We start from the raw sequence: 17,746 nt of genomic DNA on the forward strand, positions 1-17,746 counted from the left end.
GCCTGGCGTGCGCCTGCGCCCGGCAAGCCGCGGGCCCGGTGTGGCGTGCGGCGGGGGTGGTCAGGAGACCGTCCAGAGCAGGTGGTTGACGGCCAGCGCGGTGAGCGCCTGCGCGGCCAGCCACCAGCGCCGCGAGGTCGCCGGGAGATGGGCGGTGGCGACCAGCAGCCAGCCGACGAACGGCAGCCAGATCCGCTCCACCTCGGCCTTGCTCAGCCCGGACAGGTCCGCGCCGAGGACCGCCACCAGGGCCGCCAGCGGTAGCAGCACCGTGGGGCCGGCTGCGCGTACTCCTGCTGCCGTAGGCAGGGCCAGCCGCCCGGCGGCCCGCCAGCCGGGCGCGGCCGCCAGCGCGCGGCGCAGGGCCGGCCCCAGGACCGGACCGGCGCTGAGCAGCAGCGCGGCCAGGTTGGCCCACACCCAGTAGGCGTACGGGCGGTCGGCGGCCCAGCCCTGGTAGTACCGCTGGACGACGAGGTGGTAGCCGTCCCACCAGTGAAACCCCGCCGCGACGAACACCGCCGTCACGGCGGCGACGCCGACGGCGGCGGCGAGCAGCGCGCCCAGTCGGTGGGTACGGCGCAGCGCGACCACGGCCAGCGCGAGCACACCCACCAGCAGGAACCCGTACGACAGGTGCAGCGCGAAGCCGAGCACCGCCCCACCGGCCAGGGCGGCCACGCGGCCCCGGACCGCCAGCAGCGCCAGACCGGCCGCGACCACGGCGGCGAAGATGCCGTCGGCCGAGGCGCCCACCCAGACGGCCCCCGGCAGCAGCACCAGGAAGGGCACGACCGCGCGGGCCGCGTCGGACGCGCCGAGCGCGCGCAGCGTCACCGGCACCGACACCGCGATCGTGGCGCCGAGCAGGACGCAGGCCAGCGCGGCTGCGGTGCCTCCGCCGAGGCCGACGCGGTCCAGCCAGACGAAGATGAGCAGCGCGCCCGGCGGATGGCCGGCGGTGTGGGTGGACCAGGAGTCGGGTTGGAAGTCAACGATCCGGCTGGTGAATCCGGCCAGCATCGTCGGGATGTCGGTCACGCCGGGAACCTCGTGCAGGTACTCGGCCTGCGGGGTGAGCCGTCGGGTCAGCCCCGCCGACGCGCCGTCGACCAGGGCCAACGACATGGTCCAGGCCACCGCCGTCAGCCACGCGGCAGCCAACAGGCGGCCCCACCGGGCGGTGCGGGCCCACCGGGCGCCCCAGCCCACCACCGCGACCGCCACCACCAGCGCGGCCGGGCTGCCCCAGCCGACGTGTGGCCGCCACGTCGCGTACAGCGGAGCGGCGTCCGCGTGCAGGCCGCCGCCGCGCGCGTTGAGCAGGGCCCCGACCAGCACGGCGACGCCGAGCAGCGCCGCTTCCACCCCCAACACGAGGAGGTCTCCGCCGGGGCGGCGAGGCGGGGTCCGCCCGGGGGCGGTGGCGTAAGCGGTGGTCGAGGCCATGACCACCGGACGGTACGGCGACAGCCCACCCTCGCGCTCGCCAATCGGCGGCCCGTCACCGGACGGTAAGAAATGCCCGGGCGGTAAGGGTTCGGTAAGCACATTTCGGCCTCCGCCGCGCGCGCGTCGCCCTAGCGTCGGCGGTATGGCGACTGAGATCGACGTGGTGCTGCCCTGCCTGGACGAGGCAGCCGCCCTGCCGGGTGTGCTCACCGCGCTGCCGCCCGGCTACCGGGCCATCGTGGTGGACAACGGCTCCCGGGACGGCTCGCCCGAGGTGGCCGTCCGGCACGGCGCCCGGGTGGTGCACGAACCCCGACGCGGGTACGGCGCGGCGGTGCACGCCGGCCTGGAGGCCGCCGACGCCGAGCTGGTGTGCGTCCTCGACGCCGACGGGTCGTTCGACCCCGCCGAGCTGCCGGCCCTGGTGGCACCCGTGTCCGCCGGTACGGCCGACCTCAGCGTGGGTCGGCGTCGGCCGGTCGGGGCGGGAGTGTGGCCGTGGCACGCCCGTGCCGGCACGGCGCTGGTCGCCGCGTTGCTGCGCCGTCGGGGCGTACCGCTGCGGGACCTCAGCCCGATTCGGGTGGCCCGCCGCCAGGCGCTGCTCGACCTCGGTGTCACCGACCGGGCCTTCGGCTACCCCCTCGAACTGCTGATCCGGGCCGCCGCCGCCGGCTGGCGCATCCACGAGACGGACGTCACCTACGCGCCGCGGGCCGCCGGCACGCGGTCCAAGGTTTCCGGTTCGGTGCGGGGCACCCTGCGTGCCACCCGCGACTTCGCCGGTGTGCTGCGGACCGTGGACGGCCCTCGGTGACCGTCCTGCTGGTGGTCGCCAAGGCGCCGGTCGCCGGGGCGGTGAAGACGCGGCTCTGCCCACCGGTCACGCCGGCCCAGGCGGCCCGGATCGCCGCCGCCGCGCTGCGCGACACCCTCGACGCCGTCCGCGCCACCCCCGGTGTCACGCCCGTGCTGGCCTGGTCGGGTCGGCTGGCCGAGGCGGAGGACGCCGACGCGTTGACCGCCGCGCTGGACGGCTGGTCGGTGCTGGAGCAGCGCGGCACCGGGCTCGGCGAGCGGCTCGCCAACGCGTACGCCGAGGTCGCTGCCGCGTACCCCGGGCGGCCGGTGGTGCAGATCGGGATGGACACGCCGCAGGTGACGCCGGGCCGGCTGGCCGCGGCGGTGGCGGGGCTGCGCGCCTCCGACGCGGTGCTCGGTCGGGCGCACGACGGCGGCTGGTGGTCGTTGGGGCTGCGCGACCCCCGGCAGGCCCGGGTGTTGCGGGACGTTCCCATGTCGACGCCCGACACCGGTCGCGACACGTGGGCGGCCCTGACCGGGCGTGGCCTGCGGACCGCGCCGCTGCCGGTCCTGCGGGACGTCGACAAGTGGTCCGACGCCCTCGCGGTGGCCGTCGAGGTTCCCGGCGGACGCTTCGCCCGCCAGGTCGCGGCGGTCCGCCTCACCCTGCTGCCGGAGGGCCGGCGGTGAACCCCGTCGACACCGCCCCGGTCGAGGCCGCGCCGCCGGTACGGTCGCCGTCCGGGCCGACGCCGCGCCGGGGGTACGACGGATCCGGCGACCCCTTCGCCGCCGCGCTCGCCGCCGACCGGGTGGCCCTGCGGCGGTGGCTGGTGCACGGCGACGGGGTCCGTAGCCGGCTCCCGGTGGACCGCTGGCACGGCACGGCCGAGTCGGCGGTCACCGGCCTCGTCGCCCGCTGTGGCGGTCCGACGCTCGACCTCGGGTGCGGGCCGGGCCGGCTCACCGTGGCGCTGACCCGGGCCGGCCGGACCGCGGTCGGCGTGGACGTCTCGCCGACGGCGGTGCGGCTCACCCGCGCCCGTGGCGCGGTCGCGGTGCACGGCGACCTGTTCGGGCCGCTACCCGCCGAGGGTCGGTGGGCGCACGCGGTGCTGATCGACGGGAACATCGGCATCGGCGGCGAGCCGGTGGCGCTGCTGCGCCGTTGCCGGGACCTGCTCGCGCCGGGTGGCACGGTCCTGGTCGAGCTGGAGCGGCCCGGCGCGGGGTCGTGGCAGGGCCAGGCCCGGGTGGCCGCGGAGCAGCGGACCGGCCGGGTGCTGCTGGGCCCGGTGTTCCGCTGGGCCCGGGTTGACGCGCGTGCGGTGCCCGCGGTCGCCGACGCCGCCGGCCTGGCGGTCCAGGACGTGTTCCGGCAGGGGCGGCGCTGGTTCGGTGAGCTGCGGGCGAACCGCTGAGAGGGCGGGCGTCAGGCCGCCGGCAGGCGCACCACGAACCGGCACCCACCGCCGACGTTCTGCACGTCCACCCGACCGCCGTGCGCCTCGACCAGTCCGCGTACGATCGCCAGCCCCAGCCCGCCGGAACCCTCGCCACCGGGGCGGGGCGTACGGGCCGGCTCGCCCCGGAACGCGACGTCGAACAGTCGGGGCAGGTCGTCCTCGGGGATGCCGCCGCAGGTGTCGGCGATCGCCAGCCAGGCGGCGTCGCGTTCAGATCCGGCGTCCACCCGCACCGTGCCGTCGCTCGGCGTGTAGTGCACCGCGTTGAGCAGCAGGTTGCCCACCACCCGGGCCAGCTCGGGTTCACTGGCCAGCACGGTGGGCCAGCCCGACTCGGCGGCCTCCAGTCGGATGCGCCGGGCCTTCGCCAGGGGCGCGGTGCCGGCGAGGGCGTCGGAGACGACCTCACCCAGCGGCACCGCCGACAGGGTCAGTCGCAGCGCGCCGGCGTTGATCCGGGACAGCTCGAACAGGTCGTCGACGAGTCGGGTCATCCGATCGGTCTGCACACGGATCCGCCGGTGATACTCGGCGACCGTCGCCGGGTCGTCGACCACCCGGTCCTCCAGCGCCTCGGCCATCGCCCGCAGGCCGGCCAGCGGCGTCCGCAGGTCGTGCGACACCCAGGCGACCAGGTCCCGGCGGCCCTTCTCGACCCGCCGTTCCCGCTCCCGGGCCTGGGCCGCCCAGACCGCCGCCACGGCCAGTCGACGCCCGAAGTACCAGCCCACGCCGAGGCTCACCACCGCCGCCGCGGCGACCGTGAGCAGGACGACCTGGAGGTCGTGCGGGGACAGGAACATCGCCTGGGCGACCACCACCACGCCGGCCACCACGGCGACCACGGCGATGGTGAGCAGGACGCACACGTGCACGGTGATCGACCGGTGCCGCAGCAGTCGCAGGGTCAGCGCGCCCAGCAGACCCACGCCGAGCGCGGCCGCGAGCGCCGCCCCGAAGATCAGCGCCAGGTCACGCATCGGCCGGCTCGTAGCGGTAGCCGACGCCCCAGACCGTGACGATGCGTCGTGGCTCGGCCGGGTCGTCCTCGATCTTCTCCCGCAACCGGCGGACGTGCACCGTCACCGTGGACTGGTCGCCGAAGTTCCACCCCCACACGCGTTCCAGCAGCTCGGTGCGCTTGAACGCCCGTGTCGGGTGTCGCATCAGGTGCGCCAGCAGATCGAACTCGCGCAGCGTCAGGGCCAGCTCGCGGCCGTGCAGGCGGGCGATCCGTGGCCCAGTGGCCACCTCCAGCCCCGCGTCGGCCAGCAGTTCGGCCGCCGGCGCGGCCGGCTCACCGGCCCGGCGCAGCACCGAACCGACCCGCAGCACCAGCTCCCGCGGCGAGAAGGGCTTACTCAGGTAGTCGTCGGCGCCGAGTTGCAGCCCGAGCACCCGGTCCGCCTCGTCGCCGCGCGCCGTCAGCATGATGATGGGTACGCCGTCCGGCCGCTCCCGTAGGCGCCGGCACACCTGCAACCCGTCCAGCCCGGGAAGCATCAGGTCCAGCACGACCAGGTGCGGCGGCCGGTCCTGGACGGCCTCCAGGGCGGCCAGCCCGTCCGCGACGTGACTCACCTCGTACCCGGCGTGTTCCAGGTAGCGGCAGACCACGTCGCTGACCGTCCGGTCGTCGTCGACCACGAGCACCCGCTGCGCCACCGGTCACCTCCCCGCGGCCAGCCTAGCCAGCACCGATGCGGCCGGCGATTTCGCAGACCTTGTGGTCTCCTTACGTTCCGTACCCCAATCGTCCCGACGCACCGACTGGCCGGTCCGCCTGGTGACGGCGAGGCCTGGGGTGCGCAGTGGGCTGCGTACGATGCGGGGCTGAGTTCCCTCGTCGCGGCGGAGGTATCGGGCAGATGGCAGGCCAGCACGAGGGTTTCGCCCTCGGCGTCGACCTCGGTACGTCCAACACGGTGGCCGTGCTGCGCTGGCCGGACGGTCGGACCCGGCCGGTGCTGATGGACGGTCAGCCGGTCAGCCCGTCGGCCGTGTACGCCGACCCGGACGGCACGTTGCACGTCGGCTGGGACGCCCGGCGGCTGGCGCAGGCCGATCCGGCCCGGTTCGAGGCGAACCCGAAGCGTCGGGTGGACGAGCCGACCGTGCTGCTCGGTGACCGGTCGTACCCGCCGGCGGAGTTGCTCGCCGCGGTGCTGGCGGCGGTCGCGCGGGCCGCGGTGGGTGCGGTCGGCTTCCTGCCTCCGGCCGTGCTCACCTGCCCGGCGGCCTGGGACGAGTCACGGCGGCAGGTGCTCGCCGACGCGCTGTTGCGGGCCGGATGGCCGCAGGCCGCCGAGCACACGCTCGCCGGGCCGACGCCACCGGGCACACGTCTGCTGCGTGAGCCGGTGGCCGCTGCCCGCTACTACACCCAGGTCCTGCACCGGCCGGTGCCGGTCGGTGGCGCGATCGCGGTGTTCGACTTCGGTGGCGGGACGCTCGACGTCGCGGTGTTGCGCAACGAGGGCGCCGACCCGTGGGGTGACTCCGGGTTCCTGGTGGTCGCCGACGGCGGTCTGCCCGACCTGGGCGGCCTCGACCTGGACGCGGCGCTGGTGCAGCGGGTCGGCGAGCTGCTGGGCGAGCGGCACGCCCGACGGTGGGCGCGCCTGGTCCGCCCGTCAGACCCGGCGCAGCGCCGCGACCAGGTCCGACTGTGGGACGAGGTACGCGGCGCGAAGGAGACGCTGTCCCGTTCCGCTGTGGCGCCGGTCGCGGTGCCCGGGGTGGCCGAGGCGGTGCGGTTGACGCGCGACGACGTCGAGCGGGTGGCGGCGCCGCTGTTGCGTCGTGCCGTGGAGCGCGCCCGGGAGGTGATCGCCGCGGCCGGCCTGCGCCCCGACCAGCTCGCCGGGCTGTTCCTGGTGGGCGGCTCCTCGCGGATTCCGCTGGTGGCACGAATGCTGCACGCCGAGCTGGGCGTGGCCCCGACGGTGCTGGACCAGCCGGAGCTGCCGGTGGCCGAGGGCGCGCTGACGGACCTTCCGCTGCGCCGAGCCCTGCCGGCGCACGCGGGACCGCAGGCCGTCCCGCAGGCTTCGCCGGCCGGGCCGCCCGCGCCGGCTGCGGCGTCGACCGTGCCGGCCCCGGCCGGTCCGCCGGGCGTGCCGGCTGCGGCGGAGAACGCGCCGACCGTGCCGTCGCAACCCGGGCCGGCGTCGGCCAGGCCGAGCGGATCAGCCGGGGCGGGCGGCTCGGGTTGGCAGCCGGCGCCGCCGGGCGTCGCGGGCACCCTGGTCGGCGGGGCGGGAGCCACCCCGACGCCCACCCCGCCCATCCCGAGCGGCGGTACGACTTGGCGGCGGGCCCGGTGGGTGGTGCTCGGGGCCGTGCTCGCCCTGGCCGGGGTGGCCACCGCGGCGACGCTCTACCTGCTGCGGGACCGCTATCCGGACCTGGAGTTCGGGCCGCTGCGCGAGCTGTCGAGGCCATCGGCCGGCGCCGAGCGGCCCAGCGGCATGTGGACCGCGGTGCTCGGCGACCGGGCCTATCTCGGGTACCCGCTGCCGGACGACCGGCTGGAGGTGGTCGCCGTCGACACCGGCACCGGCGACGAGCTGTGGCGCAGGCAGACCGGCGTCACCGCCGACGACTGGACCGGCCTCGTCGCCGTGCCGGGGGCGGTTGCCGTCCTCGCGGACGCGCCGGGCGACAGCACTCCGCGCGAACTGGCCGTCCTGGACGCCCGGTCCGGCGCCCAGCGCTGGCACCGGACGGTCCGCGGCGACGACGACGTCTACTTCTCCGACGACACCGCCGTGCTGGTGGACCGGGCCGCCGGGCGGCTGGTCGGCCTGAAGCTGGGCGACGGCACCGACAAGTGGAGCAGGCCCAACCCGCGTGACCAGTACGGCGGGGCGCGTACCGTCGTCGAGCCGGTGGGCACCGACGCGGCGGCGGGCGGGCCGGCCTTCCTCGGCGGCGCTGCCCGCGACCCGTGGACGGGCAAGGGGCGACGACTCGTGCAGATCGGGGCGGACCGCTCGGCGCGGCTAGTCGACATGTCCTCCGGCTCGGTGCTGCGCGAGTGGGGCAACGTGGCCGACCTCGACGACCTGGTGGTGGCGCACGAGGACCGCCTCTTCGTGGCCCCCACCGACGGCGGGTACCAGGTGCTGGCGTACGACCTGGGTTCCGACGCGGCGCCGGTGGTCGTCTACCGGGCCGAGAACGCGGAGTACCGGCCGAAGGCGCTGGTGGCCTGCGGCGAGCGGCGGGCCTGTCTGGTGCAGGTACGCAACAGCGACGCCGAGCACACCGAGGTGGTGGCGGCGACCGAGGGGAAGTCGGCGATCTCCTGGTCGGCGCCGGGCGCGACCGGCCTGGTGCCGGTCGGCGAGCAGGTGCTCACCCAACGGGAGTACCCGAAGGCGACGGTCACCCTCTTCGACACGGCCGGCAAGGCGTTGCTGGCCGACCGCCCCGGCGTGGCGGCCCGACTGGACGCCGGCAACCTGCTCGTCTTCGCCGAGCCGACCAGCACGGTGGCGGACAACCGGAGCGTGGCCGGCGTGTGGGCCGAGTCGGGCGACGTCGACGAGTTGGGCCAGCTCGTCGACGTGCGCAGCGCGTCCTGCTCGTGGAACACGCGGGTGATCGCGTGCGGCGCAGACAAGAACTTCGTGCTGTACCGGTTCGCCGACGACTGACCGCCGGCCGGACAGATGCCGGTGGAGTGCGCGACGGATCCGTGGCGGGCGGCCCGTAGGATGCTCCGGTGAATCTTCGGGGTACGGTCCGCGCCGATCGTCCGCTGGTGGTGCTCGCCGTGGGGGAGGAGGCCCGCTACCTGCCGGCCGAGCTGCCGGTGCTGCTCACCGGCATGGGCAAGGTCAACGCCGCCAGCGCGGTCGCGGCGGTGCTGGCGGCCGGCCCGCGTCCCAGCCTGCTGCTCAACCTGGGTACGGCCGGCGCGCTGCGCCCCGGCTGGACGGGTATCCACGAGGTCGCCACCGTGCTCCAGCACGACCTGGACACGGCTCTGCTGCGTACCCTCACCGGTCAGACCTACGGCGCGCCGCTCGCGCTGGCCGCCGAGGGCGCGGTGCTGGCCACCGGTGACACCTTCGTGGCCGACGACGACGCGCGGGACCGGCTGGCGCAGCGCGCCGACCTGGTGGACATGGAGGGGTACGCGGTGGCCTGGGCCGCCGCGCAGGCCGGGGTGCCGTGTCGGCTGGTCAAGCAGGTCAGTGACGAGGCGGGGGAGGGCGCGGCCCGGACCTGGCGGGAGTCGGTGGACGCCTGCGCCCGCGATCTCGCCGAGTGGGTCGGGCGCCACCTCGGCTGACCGCGCTGGGTCACCCGGCGGGCCCGCGCGGTCGGAGTCCGCGCGTGGTCTCCCGGTCGCCGGAGCCGGGGATCAGGACGTGCCCGGCCAGTGCGAGCGCCACGATCGCGGTGACCAGCACCGGTGGCCAACCGCCGGCCCAGGGCAGCACCAGTAACGGGAGCAGTTGCGTCGCCACCCGCCGCCACGGCACGCGGGTGGACAGCAGGTAGGTGAACAGCGCCCGGCCGAGCACGAACACCAGCGGCCCGCCGATGATCAGCATCAGCCACCAGGCCGGGGTCGTGCCGCTCGGACGGTTGACGACCAGGTCGACGGAGGCCGCCGTGATGGTCACGCCGCCCAGCAGCACCAGGTGGGTGTACGGGGCGATCCGGGTGGACCGGCCGGGCGCGGAGGCCGCCGCGGTCTCGAGCAACTCGCCGGCGCGAAACACGTAGATCTGCCAGAGCAGCAGCATGATGGCGAACGCGCAGAGCAGGGCAGCGATCCGGAGGCGGTCGAATTCGCTGCGGCTGAGCTCCAGGGTGGGTATCAGGATGATGTCGCCGAGGGCCAGGATGACGAACTGCTGGTACCGCTCGCCCAGGTGCGCGGTGGTCCGGTCGTACTGGTCGAGAGGCACCCGGCCGAGCCACGGGGTGGGGTAGCGCGCCGCCGCGGCGAGCACGTCGATCGCGATCGCGGTGGTCCAGATCCACAACCGCTCCGAGTCGACCAGCACGCCGATGATCCAGAGGACACCGGAGACCAGGAACCAGAACAGGAACCGGGTGGCTCGCGCCATGGCCGCTCGGTGCCGCTGCCGGTACAACGTGCTGACCAGGACAATGCCGCGCACCACGTGGGTGCCGACGTAGGCGAGCGCGAAGACCGTGGCCTGCCCTCTGGTGATCATCGGCAGCGCCGCCGCCATCCCGACCGACCCGACCATGGCCACCATGAGGATGAGCTGGATCGGGCGCTGCTGCGGATCGTAGAACTCGGTGGTGGTCGTGGTGACCGACCACGTCCACCAGATCGCGGTCAGCATCAGCGCCACCGCCGTGCTGCGGCGCCAGGAATGCTCGTCGGCGAGCAGCGTCGAGGTCTGCGCGAGCGCGGCCACGAAGACCACGTCGAAGAGCAGTTCGAGCAGCGTCGCCCGGGTCGACCCGTCCGGCCGGCGTACCAGCGCCGCGGTGCCTCCGGTGGTCATGCCCGGCCTCCCGCCGTGTCTTCGAGGATTATCGGCGGCGGGGGCGCGGCACGTCCCCGGTTCGGCGATTCCCGCTGAGCGGGGAAGAGGGCGACCGGAGGTTGCCACGGCGGGCCCCCCGGGTGACGCTTGTCGGCATCCATCGATCTCGATCTCCGTCGGAGGTTCGGATGCGTCGTTCGCCGCTCGCCGCCCTCGTCCTGACCGCCCTGCTGCTCGTCGCGCCGGGCGCGGCACAGGCCGCCCTCCCCGCTCATGCCGCGCCCGACGCGGCCGGTGCCCTGTCCGGGGTACGCACGCCGGGCGTCGCCTGGGGCGCCGACCCGGCCACCGGCCGGATGACCGTCACCGTCGACGACACGGTGACGCCCGCCGACCTGGCGAGGCTGCGGGCGGTGGCCGATCGCGCCGGCGCGCTGCTGCGCCGGGAGCCCGGCACGCTGCGCACCCTGATCGCCGCCGGCCAGGGCATCTACGGTGGCGGTAGTCGTTGCTCGCTGGGCGCGAACGTGCGCAGTGGCAGTACCTACTACGTGGTTACCGCCGGGCACTGCACCGGGACCGTCAGCACCTGGTACGCCGACAGCGCGCAGACCACCGTCCTGGGCACCCGCACCGGCACCAGCTACCCGGGCAACGACTACGGGCTGATCCGCTACACGGGCCGGATCGCGCATCCGAGCGCCGTCTACACCTATCCCGGGCTGCTGACCATCAACGGACCCGGCACCGCGTACGTGGGTCAGGCGGTGTGCCGCAGCGGCGTTACCACCGGCGTGCGCTGCGGCACGGTCACCGGGCTCAACCAGACCGTCAACTACGCCACCGGCGTGGTCTACGGCCTGATCCGCACCAACATCTGCGCCGAGCCGGGGGACAGCGGCGGGCCGCTGTACGTGGCGTCCACCGGCACCATCATCGGCATCCTGTCCGGGGGCAGCGGCAACTGCACGTCCGGTGGAACGACCTACTACCAGCCCATCGCGGAGGTGCTGGCGGCGTACGGACTGACCCTGCCCTGATCGCTGTTGCGCTCAGCGCAACGGGTTGCTCACGTGGCACAACGCGCCTAGGCTCGGCGGGACCCCGGACCCCTCCCCGAGGACGTGCGCCGCGATGCCGAGCGAGCCCCGACCCGACCGCACGGCCACCTCGACCGGCCCGCCGCCGGCCGAGGTGGTCACGGTGGGCGAGACCATGGTGATGCTGTGCCCGCCCGCGGGCGAGCCGCTGGAGCGCGCCGAACGCGTCACCGTCTCGGTCGGCGGCGCGGAGTCCAACGTGGCCGGCTACCTGGCCCGGCTCGGCCACCGGGCGACCTGGGTGGGCCGGGTCGGCGACGACCCCTTCGGCCGGCTCGTCGTGCGGCACGTCGCCGACACCGGTGTCGACGTCGACCTGGTGGCGGTGGACCCGGCCGCACCCACCGGCCTCTACGCCAAGGACCCCGGCCCCACGGCCACCGCCGTGCACTACTACCGGGCCGGCTCGGCCGCGTCCCGAATGGACGGCGACACGCTGGCCGACCCACGGCTGGCCGGCGCACGGGTGCTGCACCTGTCCGGGATCACCCCGGCGCTCTCGGCCTCCTGCCGGGCGCTGGTCGAGCGCGCGGTGACCGACCGGCCACTACCGGGCGCGCTGGTCAGCTTCGACGTCAACCACCGGGCCCGGCTCTGGCCCGCCGAACGGGCCGCGCCCGTGCTGCGCGACCTCGCCGACCGCAGCGACCTGGTCTTCGTCGGGCAGGACGAGGCGTACGCCCTCTGGGGCACGAGCGATCCGGCCGCCGTACGCCGACTGCTGCCCGGCCCCCAGGCGGTGGTCGTCAAGGACGGTGCGGTCTGTGCCACCGTCCTGTTCCGCGACGCCGAGCCGGTCGTCGTCCCGGCCCCCCGCGTGTCGGTGGTGGAACCGGTGGGCGCGGGTGACGCCTTCGCCGCCGGCTACCTGGCCGGACTGCTGCGCGACCTCGACCCGACGCGACGGCTGCGCCTCGGTCACCTCGTCGCCGCGCAGGCGCTGGGCAGCACCGGTGACGACGCGCCGCTGCCGCCCTGGTCGTGGTTCGAACGGCTGATCGACGGTCCCTGGTCGCCACCCGACCTGACCGCCGCCCGAGCAGAGGGCTGAGGGGTGTCCGAGGGCGTCGACCGGGCGATGCGCGCGCTCGAACTCCTGGCCCGCGAGCCGGCGCAGCTCGGCGGCGTGGCCACCCACCTGGGCGTGCACAAGTCCACCGCGCTGCGCCTGCTGCAGTCGCTCGAGGCGGGTGGCTTCGCGCGCCGCGCCGACGGCGGCTGGACGGTGGGTCTGCGGCTGATCGACCTCGCCCAGCAGGCCCTGGACTCGCTGGACGTCCGCGCGGTGGCCCGCCCCCACCTGGCGGCGCTGGGCCGCGACTGCGGGCACACCATCCACCTCGCGCAGGTGGTCGACGACGACCTCGTCTACGTCGACAAGATCGAGGCCCGGGGTCAGGTCCGCATGTACTCCCGGATCGGCCGCACCGCGCCGCTGCACGCCAGCGGGGTGGGCAAGGTGGTGCTCGCGTACGGTCCGACGTCCCGGGTGTCCCAGCTGGTCGACGGCGGCACGCTGCCGGCGTACACCCCGGGCACCATCTGCGACCCGGCGGAGCTGCGCACGGAGCTGGTGGCCGTCGCCGCGCAGGGCTGGGCCGCCGACGACGGCGAGTTCGAGCCGCTGATCAACTGTGTGGCGGCACCGGTCCGACAGGCCGACGGCGCGGTCACGGCCGCGGTGTCGGTGACCGCGCCGACGGTGGTGGCCACCCTCGCCGACCTGCGCGCCCTACTACCCCGACTGCTGGCCACCACCCAGCAGATCTCCCGCGACCTCGGATGGAGTGGACCATGACCACAACGGACTTCGCGCACCTCTTCGGCGGCGCCCGGGTGATGGCGATCCTGCGCGGCCTGCCGGTCGCCGAGACGGTCCGGCTCGCCGAGCGCGCCTGGGACCTCGGCATCGAGGTGGTGGAGGTGCCGGTCGCCACCGCCGACGCGGTGCCCGCCCTGCGCGCCGCCATCAAGGCGGGCGCGGCGCGGGGCCGGATCGTCGGGGCCGGCACGGTGCTCGACGACGAGACGGTCGCGGCCGCCGCCGACGCGGGCGCCGCGTTCACCGTCGCGCCCGGCCTGGACCTCGCGGTGGCCGACGCCGCCGCCGCGCGCGGTCTGCCGCACCTGCCCGGCGTGGCCACCCCCACCGAGGCGCAGGCGGCGCTGCGGCACGGCCTCACCTGGCTCAAGGCGTTCCCCGCCATCTCCCTCGGCCCAGCCTGGTTCAAGGCCATCGCCGGCCCCTTCCCGCAGCTCCGCTTCGTCGCGACAGGCGGCCTGGACGCCACAAACGCCGCCGCGTTCCTGGACGCCGGCGTACGCGTGGTAGCAGTCGGCTCAGCCCTAACCGACCCCACCCAGCTAGACCACCTAGCCAAACTAACCACCCAAGCCTGACCCGCCCCGCCCCCGCCCCGCCCGCCGGTCTGCGCCGTCGATCATGGACTTGTGGTGGGGGCGCGAAAGCCGCCTTTCACTCGACATCGGGCACCACAACTCCTTGATCGACGGGAGCGGGGGCGGGAGCGGGGCGGGAGCGGGGCGGGAGCGGGGGCGGGGGGCGGGTGGGGTGGGGGGGTGGCGGGTTTGTGCCATGGCGTGAACGCGCCGGGGGTCGGCGGGGTGGGACAGCGGGGCGTTGCCTTGATGCTGTGCTGCGTACCGCTCCTCGACACAAAGAGGTCATCGTGGCTCTGTCTCCCAGGCGTCGCCGATCCGGGCTGATCGCCCTCGGTACCGCCCTCGCTCTGACCGCCGGGTTCACCCCACCCGGCACGGGGGCGTCCGCCGCCCCGCCCGGCAATCCCACCCGCCCGACCGGCCAACCGCCCGCGGCCCCGGGTCGGGCGTCCACCGTCACCCTGATCACCGGGGACCTCGTCACGGTCACCACGGCGGCCGACGGCAGCACCGTCACGGCCGTTCGCCGGCCCGACGGCAGCACGCCGACCTTCCACCGCACCGTGCTGGACGGCGACACCTACGTCTACCCGGACGCCGCGCTGCCGTACGTCACGAGCGGCCTGGTCGACAAGCGGCTGTTCAACGTCACGGATCTGATCGCCGACGGGTACGACGACGCGCACACGAACGCGCTGCCGCTGATCGTCACCCTGACCGACGCCGCGGCCCGCGCCCGTACCCGCCCCACTGTGGACGGCTCCGAGCTGGTGCGGCCCTGGACAGCGTGCGGGGCGCGGCGCTGACCCGCCCGCGCGAGAGCGCCGAGAAGTTCTGGGGCGCGCTGACCGCCGACCCGGCCCGCCGGACCGGCGGAACCCCGACGCTCGCGAGCGGCATCGCCAAGGTCTGGCTGGACGGCCGGGTCCGGGGAGACCTCGCCGAGTCGACCGCGCAGATCGGCGCGCCGAAGCTGTGGGCCGAGGGCAACACCGCCGCCGGTGTGGACGTCGCCGTCCTCGACACGGGGGCGGACGCCGAGCACCCGGACCTCGCCGGCCAGATCGCCGCGTCCAGCAGTTTCGTGCCGGACGAGCCCGACATCCTCGACTACCAGGGACACGGCACGCACACCGCCTCGACGATCGCCGGCACCGGCGCCGCGTCCGGGGGCGTCGAGCGGGGTGTCGCCCCCGGCGCGCGGCTGCACGTCGGCAAGGTGCTCAACAGCGAGGGCGGCGGGCAGGACTCGTGGATCATCGCCGGCATGGAGTGGGCGGCCCGGGAGCAGAAGGCCCGGATCATCAGCATGAGCCTGGGTGGTGAGTCCACCGACGGCAGCGACCCGCTGAGCCAGGCCGTCGACCGGCTCAGCGCCGAGACCGGCGCGCTCTTCGTGGTCGCCGCCGGCAACAGCGGCCCGGCGAGCATCGGCAGCCCCGGCGCGGCGAACTCCGCGCTCACCGTGGGCGCCGTCGACTCGACCGACCACCTCGCCGACTTCTCCAGCCAGGGCCCGCGCGCCGGCGACGGCGGCCTCAAACCCGAGATCACCGCACCCGGCGTGGACATCCTGGCCGCGCGCTCGCACCTGGTGCGCGGCGGCTCCGGGGACTACACGCTGATGAGCGGCACCTCGATGGCGACTCCGCACGTGGCCGGCACGGCCGCGCTGGTCGCCGCCGCGCACCCCGACTGGACCGGGCAGCGCATCAAGGAGGCGCTGGTCAGCACCGTCAAGGCCACCCCGGACTACACCCCGTACCAGGCCGGTGCCGGGCGGGTGGACGCGGTCGCCGCCGTACACGCCACCGTCTTCGCCACCCCGAGCGCCTACTCCGGCTTCCAGGCCTGGCCGCAGCAGCCGGGTACGACGGTCGACCGGACGGTCACCTACACCAACGTCGGCGCCGCGCCGGTCACCCTGAAGCTCGCCCTCGACGCGCCGAGCGCCCCGCCCGGTCTCTTCGCCCTCGCCGCCGACACGGTGACCGTGCCCGCGAACGGCACCGCCACCGTCACCCTCACCGCCGCGTACGACAAGCTTCCGGTCGAGAAGCAGGTCAGCGGCATGATTGTCGCCACCGACGCCGCCGGTACGGTCCGCGGTCGCACCCTGATCGGGGCGAGCCGGGAGGGTCAGCGGCAGAACCTGACGCTGGTCGCGAAGGACCGGGACGGCAAGCCGCTCGCCGGCAAGGTCCTGCTCACCACCGATGGCCTGTTCACCGCCGTCGACCTGCCCGAGAGCGGCACCGCGACGCTGCGGCTGCCGGTGGCGAGCTGGTCCGGTTGGATCACCGCCGACGTGCGCGGTGTGCACGGGCCGCGCTCCAAGGGCATGGCGATGCTCAGCTTCGTCGACGTCGACCTGAGCGCCGACCGCACCGTCGTCCTCGACGCGCGCAAGGCCCGGCAGGTGCGGGCCGAGGTGCCGCAGGAGGCCACCGCCACCTCGCTGCGGATGGACATCCACCGGTCCACCGGCAACAGCCTCACCGAGAGTCAGGTGCTGCCCGACGACTCGTACGACAGCATGTGGGCGTTGCCGACGGGCCGGGCGGTCACCGACGGCGAGTTCGAGTTCGGCGCGCGGTGGCGGCTGGAACAGCCGGCGCTGACCGTGGCGGCCGGCGGCCGGTCGTACGACGATCTGCTGGTGAAGCGCTCGACCCCGGCGTTGCCGGCGGGTCGTCGCCAGCTCGACGCGGTCTACGTCGCCGACGCGTCGGCGGCCGGGCTGGCGAAGCGGCCGGTCCGGGACCGGGCGGTGGTGGTCCGGCGCAGTGACACCGTGGACGTCGCCACCCAGGCGCAGGCCGCCGCGGCGGCCGGGGCGAAGTTGCTGCTGGTGGTCAACGACGGCGTCGGCCGGCTCCAGCCGTGGGACGAGTCGTTGTGGAGCCCGGAGATCCCGGCCCCGCTGACCGTGGCGACCCTCACCGCCGACGAGGGTGACCAACTCGTCGCGGCGTTGGAGCGCGGCCCGGTGCGGCTGACCGTCGAGTCGCACCCGGAGACGACCTACCTGTACGACGTGGTCCACCACTGGAGCGGCGCGGTGCCGGTCGACCCGACCTACCGGTTCACGAAGCGGCAACTGGCCCGGGTGGACGTGGAGTTCCGCAACTACCGGCAGGGCCGGGCGCTGGAGTTCCGCAACGACATCTGGAAGGGCTTCGCGTCCGGCAACCAGGAGATCGCACCGGCGCAGGGCCGACGCACCGACTGGGTGAGCGCCGACCAGCGCTGGCTCGACGACGCGTTCATCCCCGGGGAGACCGGGCAGCACCCGATGGCGGTGGCCACCTACGCGGCGAACAAGCCGAGCACGGTCACCTGGTTCGGGCCCATCCAGCGCCCCCGCATGGGTGGGAGCTACGTTCCCGTGCGCTACCTGGACATCGTCTACCTGCCCGCGCCCGGGTGGGGCGACGGCGGCGGGCACGTCGGTGAGGCGTACGCCAACTTCGACATGGTCAACCGGACCACCCTCTACCAGGGGGACAAGGAGCTGAACTGGGGTAACGCCGAGTACCTCCAGGTGGGCGGCCTGTCCGCGCAGCGGCTGCCGTACCGCCTGGTGGTGGAGAACGACCGGGCGGCCTGGACCAACCCGTACTCCCGGCAGACCCGCACCGAGTGGGGCTTCAGCTCGGCGGCCACCGGCGCGGAGTCGGCCGAGGTGTTGCCGATGATCCAGCTCGACTACCAGGTGGCCATCGACCGCGACGGCACGGCGTCCCGGCGGGCGCCGCTCACCGTGGTCGCTTCCCACCTGGCCGGCGTCTCGGCGACGGTGGGTCCGGTCACCGTCGAGGTGTCCTACGACGACGGCAGGACGTGGCAGAAGCCGCGGCTCACCCGGCACGGTGACGGCTGGAGCGCCGCGCTGGACGCGCCGGCGAAGGCCAGTTTCGTGAGCCTGCGGACGACCGCACGGGACACGGCCGGCAACACCGTGAGCCAGAGCATCACGCGGGCGTTCGGCCTGCGGTAGTGCCGGACCGGCCGCCGGTCGGGGTGCGCGCGCATCCCG

The 17,746-nt window shown here is 75.0% G+C and carries 15 protein-coding genes; 11 read left to right on the forward strand and 4 right to left on the reverse strand.

Going from position 1 to position 17,746, the window contains the following annotated elements:
* Window positions 1-60: 60 nt before the first annotated feature.
* Complete coding sequence (locus ACIBTX_RS22865; protein WP_396832973.1) at window positions 61-1,449, reverse strand: hypothetical protein; 1,389 nt, start codon at window positions 1,447-1,449, stop codon at window positions 61-63.
* 145 nt (window positions 1,450-1,594) lie between these two features.
* Between ACIBTX_RS22865 and ACIBTX_RS22870 the strand changes: the two genes are divergently transcribed.
* Genes ACIBTX_RS22870 through ACIBTX_RS22880 form a run of 3 tightly spaced genes read left to right on the forward strand, consistent with a single transcriptional unit; the run spans window position 1,595 to window position 3,677 of the window.
* Window positions 1,595-2,269: a glycosyltransferase family 2 protein gene (locus ACIBTX_RS22870; protein WP_357117810.1), complete on the forward strand. Its 675-nt coding sequence runs from the start codon at window positions 1,595-1,597 to the stop codon at window positions 2,267-2,269.
* Window positions 2,266-2,946, forward strand: coding sequence for a DUF2064 domain-containing protein (locus tag ACIBTX_RS22875; protein ID WP_396832974.1), 681 nt, complete (start codon window positions 2,266-2,268; stop codon window positions 2,944-2,946). The genes ACIBTX_RS22870 and ACIBTX_RS22875 overlap by 4 nt, the downstream gene beginning before the upstream one ends.
* Complete coding sequence (locus ACIBTX_RS22880; protein ID WP_396832975.1) at window positions 2,943-3,677, forward strand: class I SAM-dependent methyltransferase; 735 nt, start codon at window positions 2,943-2,945, stop codon at window positions 3,675-3,677. Before ACIBTX_RS22875 ends, ACIBTX_RS22880 begins: the two co-directional genes overlap by 4 nt.
* Before the next feature lie 11 nt (window positions 3,678-3,688).
* On the opposite strand, the gene ACIBTX_RS22885 is transcribed toward ACIBTX_RS22880, so the two are convergent.
* Together ACIBTX_RS22885 and ACIBTX_RS22890 are read right to left on the reverse strand one after the other, a co-directional pair.
* Complete coding sequence (locus ACIBTX_RS22885; protein ID WP_357117816.1) at window positions 3,689-4,702, reverse strand: HAMP domain-containing sensor histidine kinase; 1,014 nt, start codon at window positions 4,700-4,702, stop codon at window positions 3,689-3,691.
* Window positions 4,695-5,387 (reverse strand): response regulator transcription factor, encoded by a 693-nt coding sequence (locus tag ACIBTX_RS22890; protein WP_357117819.1) that lies wholly within the window; start codon window positions 5,385-5,387, stop codon window positions 4,695-4,697. Before ACIBTX_RS22890 ends, ACIBTX_RS22885 begins: the two co-directional genes overlap by 8 nt.
* Before the next feature lie 203 nt (window positions 5,388-5,590).
* Between ACIBTX_RS22890 and ACIBTX_RS22895 the strand changes: the two genes are divergently transcribed.
* Complete coding sequence (locus ACIBTX_RS22895; protein ID WP_396832976.1) at window positions 5,591-8,383, forward strand: Hsp70 family protein; 2,793 nt, start codon at window positions 5,591-5,593, stop codon at window positions 8,381-8,383.
* Window positions 8,384-8,451: 68 nt separating this feature from the next.
* On the forward strand, window positions 8,452-9,024 hold the full coding sequence (locus tag ACIBTX_RS22900; RefSeq protein ID WP_357117825.1) for a nucleosidase: 573 nt from the start codon (window positions 8,452-8,454) through the stop codon (window positions 9,022-9,024).
* A gap of 10 nt (window positions 9,025-9,034) precedes the next feature.
* Here the strand turns inward: ACIBTX_RS22900 and ACIBTX_RS22905 are convergent, their stop codons facing one another.
* Complete coding sequence (locus ACIBTX_RS22905) at window positions 9,035-10,222, reverse strand: low temperature requirement protein A (protein ID WP_396832977.1); 1,188 nt, start codon at window positions 10,220-10,222, stop codon at window positions 9,035-9,037.
* 170 nt (window positions 10,223-10,392) lie between these two features.
* Between ACIBTX_RS22905 and ACIBTX_RS22910 the strand changes: the two genes are divergently transcribed.
* From ACIBTX_RS22910 to ACIBTX_RS22935, 6 genes are all read left to right on the forward strand, one after another.
* A complete protein-coding gene (locus ACIBTX_RS22910; RefSeq protein ID WP_357117831.1) occupies window positions 10,393-11,244 on the forward strand; it encodes a S1 family peptidase in 852 nt (283 codons plus the stop codon).
* A gap of 94 nt (window positions 11,245-11,338) precedes the next feature.
* Window positions 11,339-12,355, forward strand: a complete 1,017-nt coding sequence (locus ACIBTX_RS22915; RefSeq protein ID WP_357117834.1) for a sugar kinase — start codon at window positions 11,339-11,341, stop codon at window positions 12,353-12,355.
* Between the two features lie 3 nt (window positions 12,356-12,358).
* On the forward strand, window positions 12,359-13,102 hold the full coding sequence (locus ACIBTX_RS22920) for an IclR family transcriptional regulator (RefSeq protein WP_396832978.1): 744 nt from the start codon (window positions 12,359-12,361) through the stop codon (window positions 13,100-13,102).
* Window positions 13,099-13,704, forward strand: coding sequence for a bifunctional 4-hydroxy-2-oxoglutarate aldolase/2-dehydro-3-deoxy-phosphogluconate aldolase (locus ACIBTX_RS22925; protein WP_357117841.1), 606 nt, complete (start codon window positions 13,099-13,101; stop codon window positions 13,702-13,704). Before ACIBTX_RS22920 ends, ACIBTX_RS22925 begins: the two co-directional genes overlap by 4 nt.
* Before the next feature lie 290 nt (window positions 13,705-13,994).
* Window positions 13,995-14,513: a hypothetical protein gene (locus ACIBTX_RS22930; protein ID WP_396832979.1), complete on the forward strand. Its 519-nt coding sequence runs from the start codon at window positions 13,995-13,997 to the stop codon at window positions 14,511-14,513.
* On the forward strand, window positions 14,495-17,707 hold the full coding sequence (locus ACIBTX_RS22935; protein WP_396832980.1) for a S8 family serine peptidase: 3,213 nt from the start codon (window positions 14,495-14,497) through the stop codon (window positions 17,705-17,707). The genes ACIBTX_RS22930 and ACIBTX_RS22935 overlap by 19 nt, the downstream gene beginning before the upstream one ends.
* The last annotated feature ends 39 nt before the right edge of the window (window positions 17,708-17,746 follow it).

The organism is Micromonospora sp. NPDC049359 (assembly GCF_044466585.1).
Classification (GTDB): Bacteria; Actinomycetota; Actinomycetes; order Mycobacteriales; family Micromonosporaceae; genus Micromonospora.

Excerpts from the sequence above, each read along its gene's own strand:
- ACIBTX_RS22905 (WP_396832977.1), bottom strand. The coding sequence starts at position 10,222 with ATGACCACCGGAGGCACCGCGGCGCTGGTACGCCGGCCGGACGGGTCG.
- ACIBTX_RS22885 (WP_357117816.1), bottom strand. The coding sequence starts at position 4,702 with ATGCGTGACCTGGCGCTGATCTTCGGGGCGGCGCTCGCGGCCGCGCTC.
- ACIBTX_RS22865 (WP_396832973.1), bottom strand. The coding sequence starts at position 1,449 with ATGGCCTCGACCACCGCTTACGCCACCGCCCCCGGGCGGACCCCGCCT.
- ACIBTX_RS22925 (WP_357117841.1), top strand. The coding sequence starts at position 13,099 with ATGACCACAACGGACTTCGCGCACCTCTTCGGCGGCGCCCGGGTGATG.
- ACIBTX_RS22915 (WP_357117834.1), top strand. The coding sequence starts at position 11,339 with ATGCCGAGCGAGCCCCGACCCGACCGCACGGCCACCTCGACCGGCCCG.
- ACIBTX_RS22895 (WP_396832976.1), top strand. The coding sequence starts at position 5,591 with ATGGCAGGCCAGCACGAGGGTTTCGCCCTCGGCGTCGACCTCGGTACG.
- ACIBTX_RS22870 (WP_357117810.1), top strand. The coding sequence starts at position 1,595 with ATGGCGACTGAGATCGACGTGGTGCTGCCCTGCCTGGACGAGGCAGCC.
- ACIBTX_RS22910 (WP_357117831.1), top strand. The coding sequence starts at position 10,393 with ATGCGTCGTTCGCCGCTCGCCGCCCTCGTCCTGACCGCCCTGCTGCTC.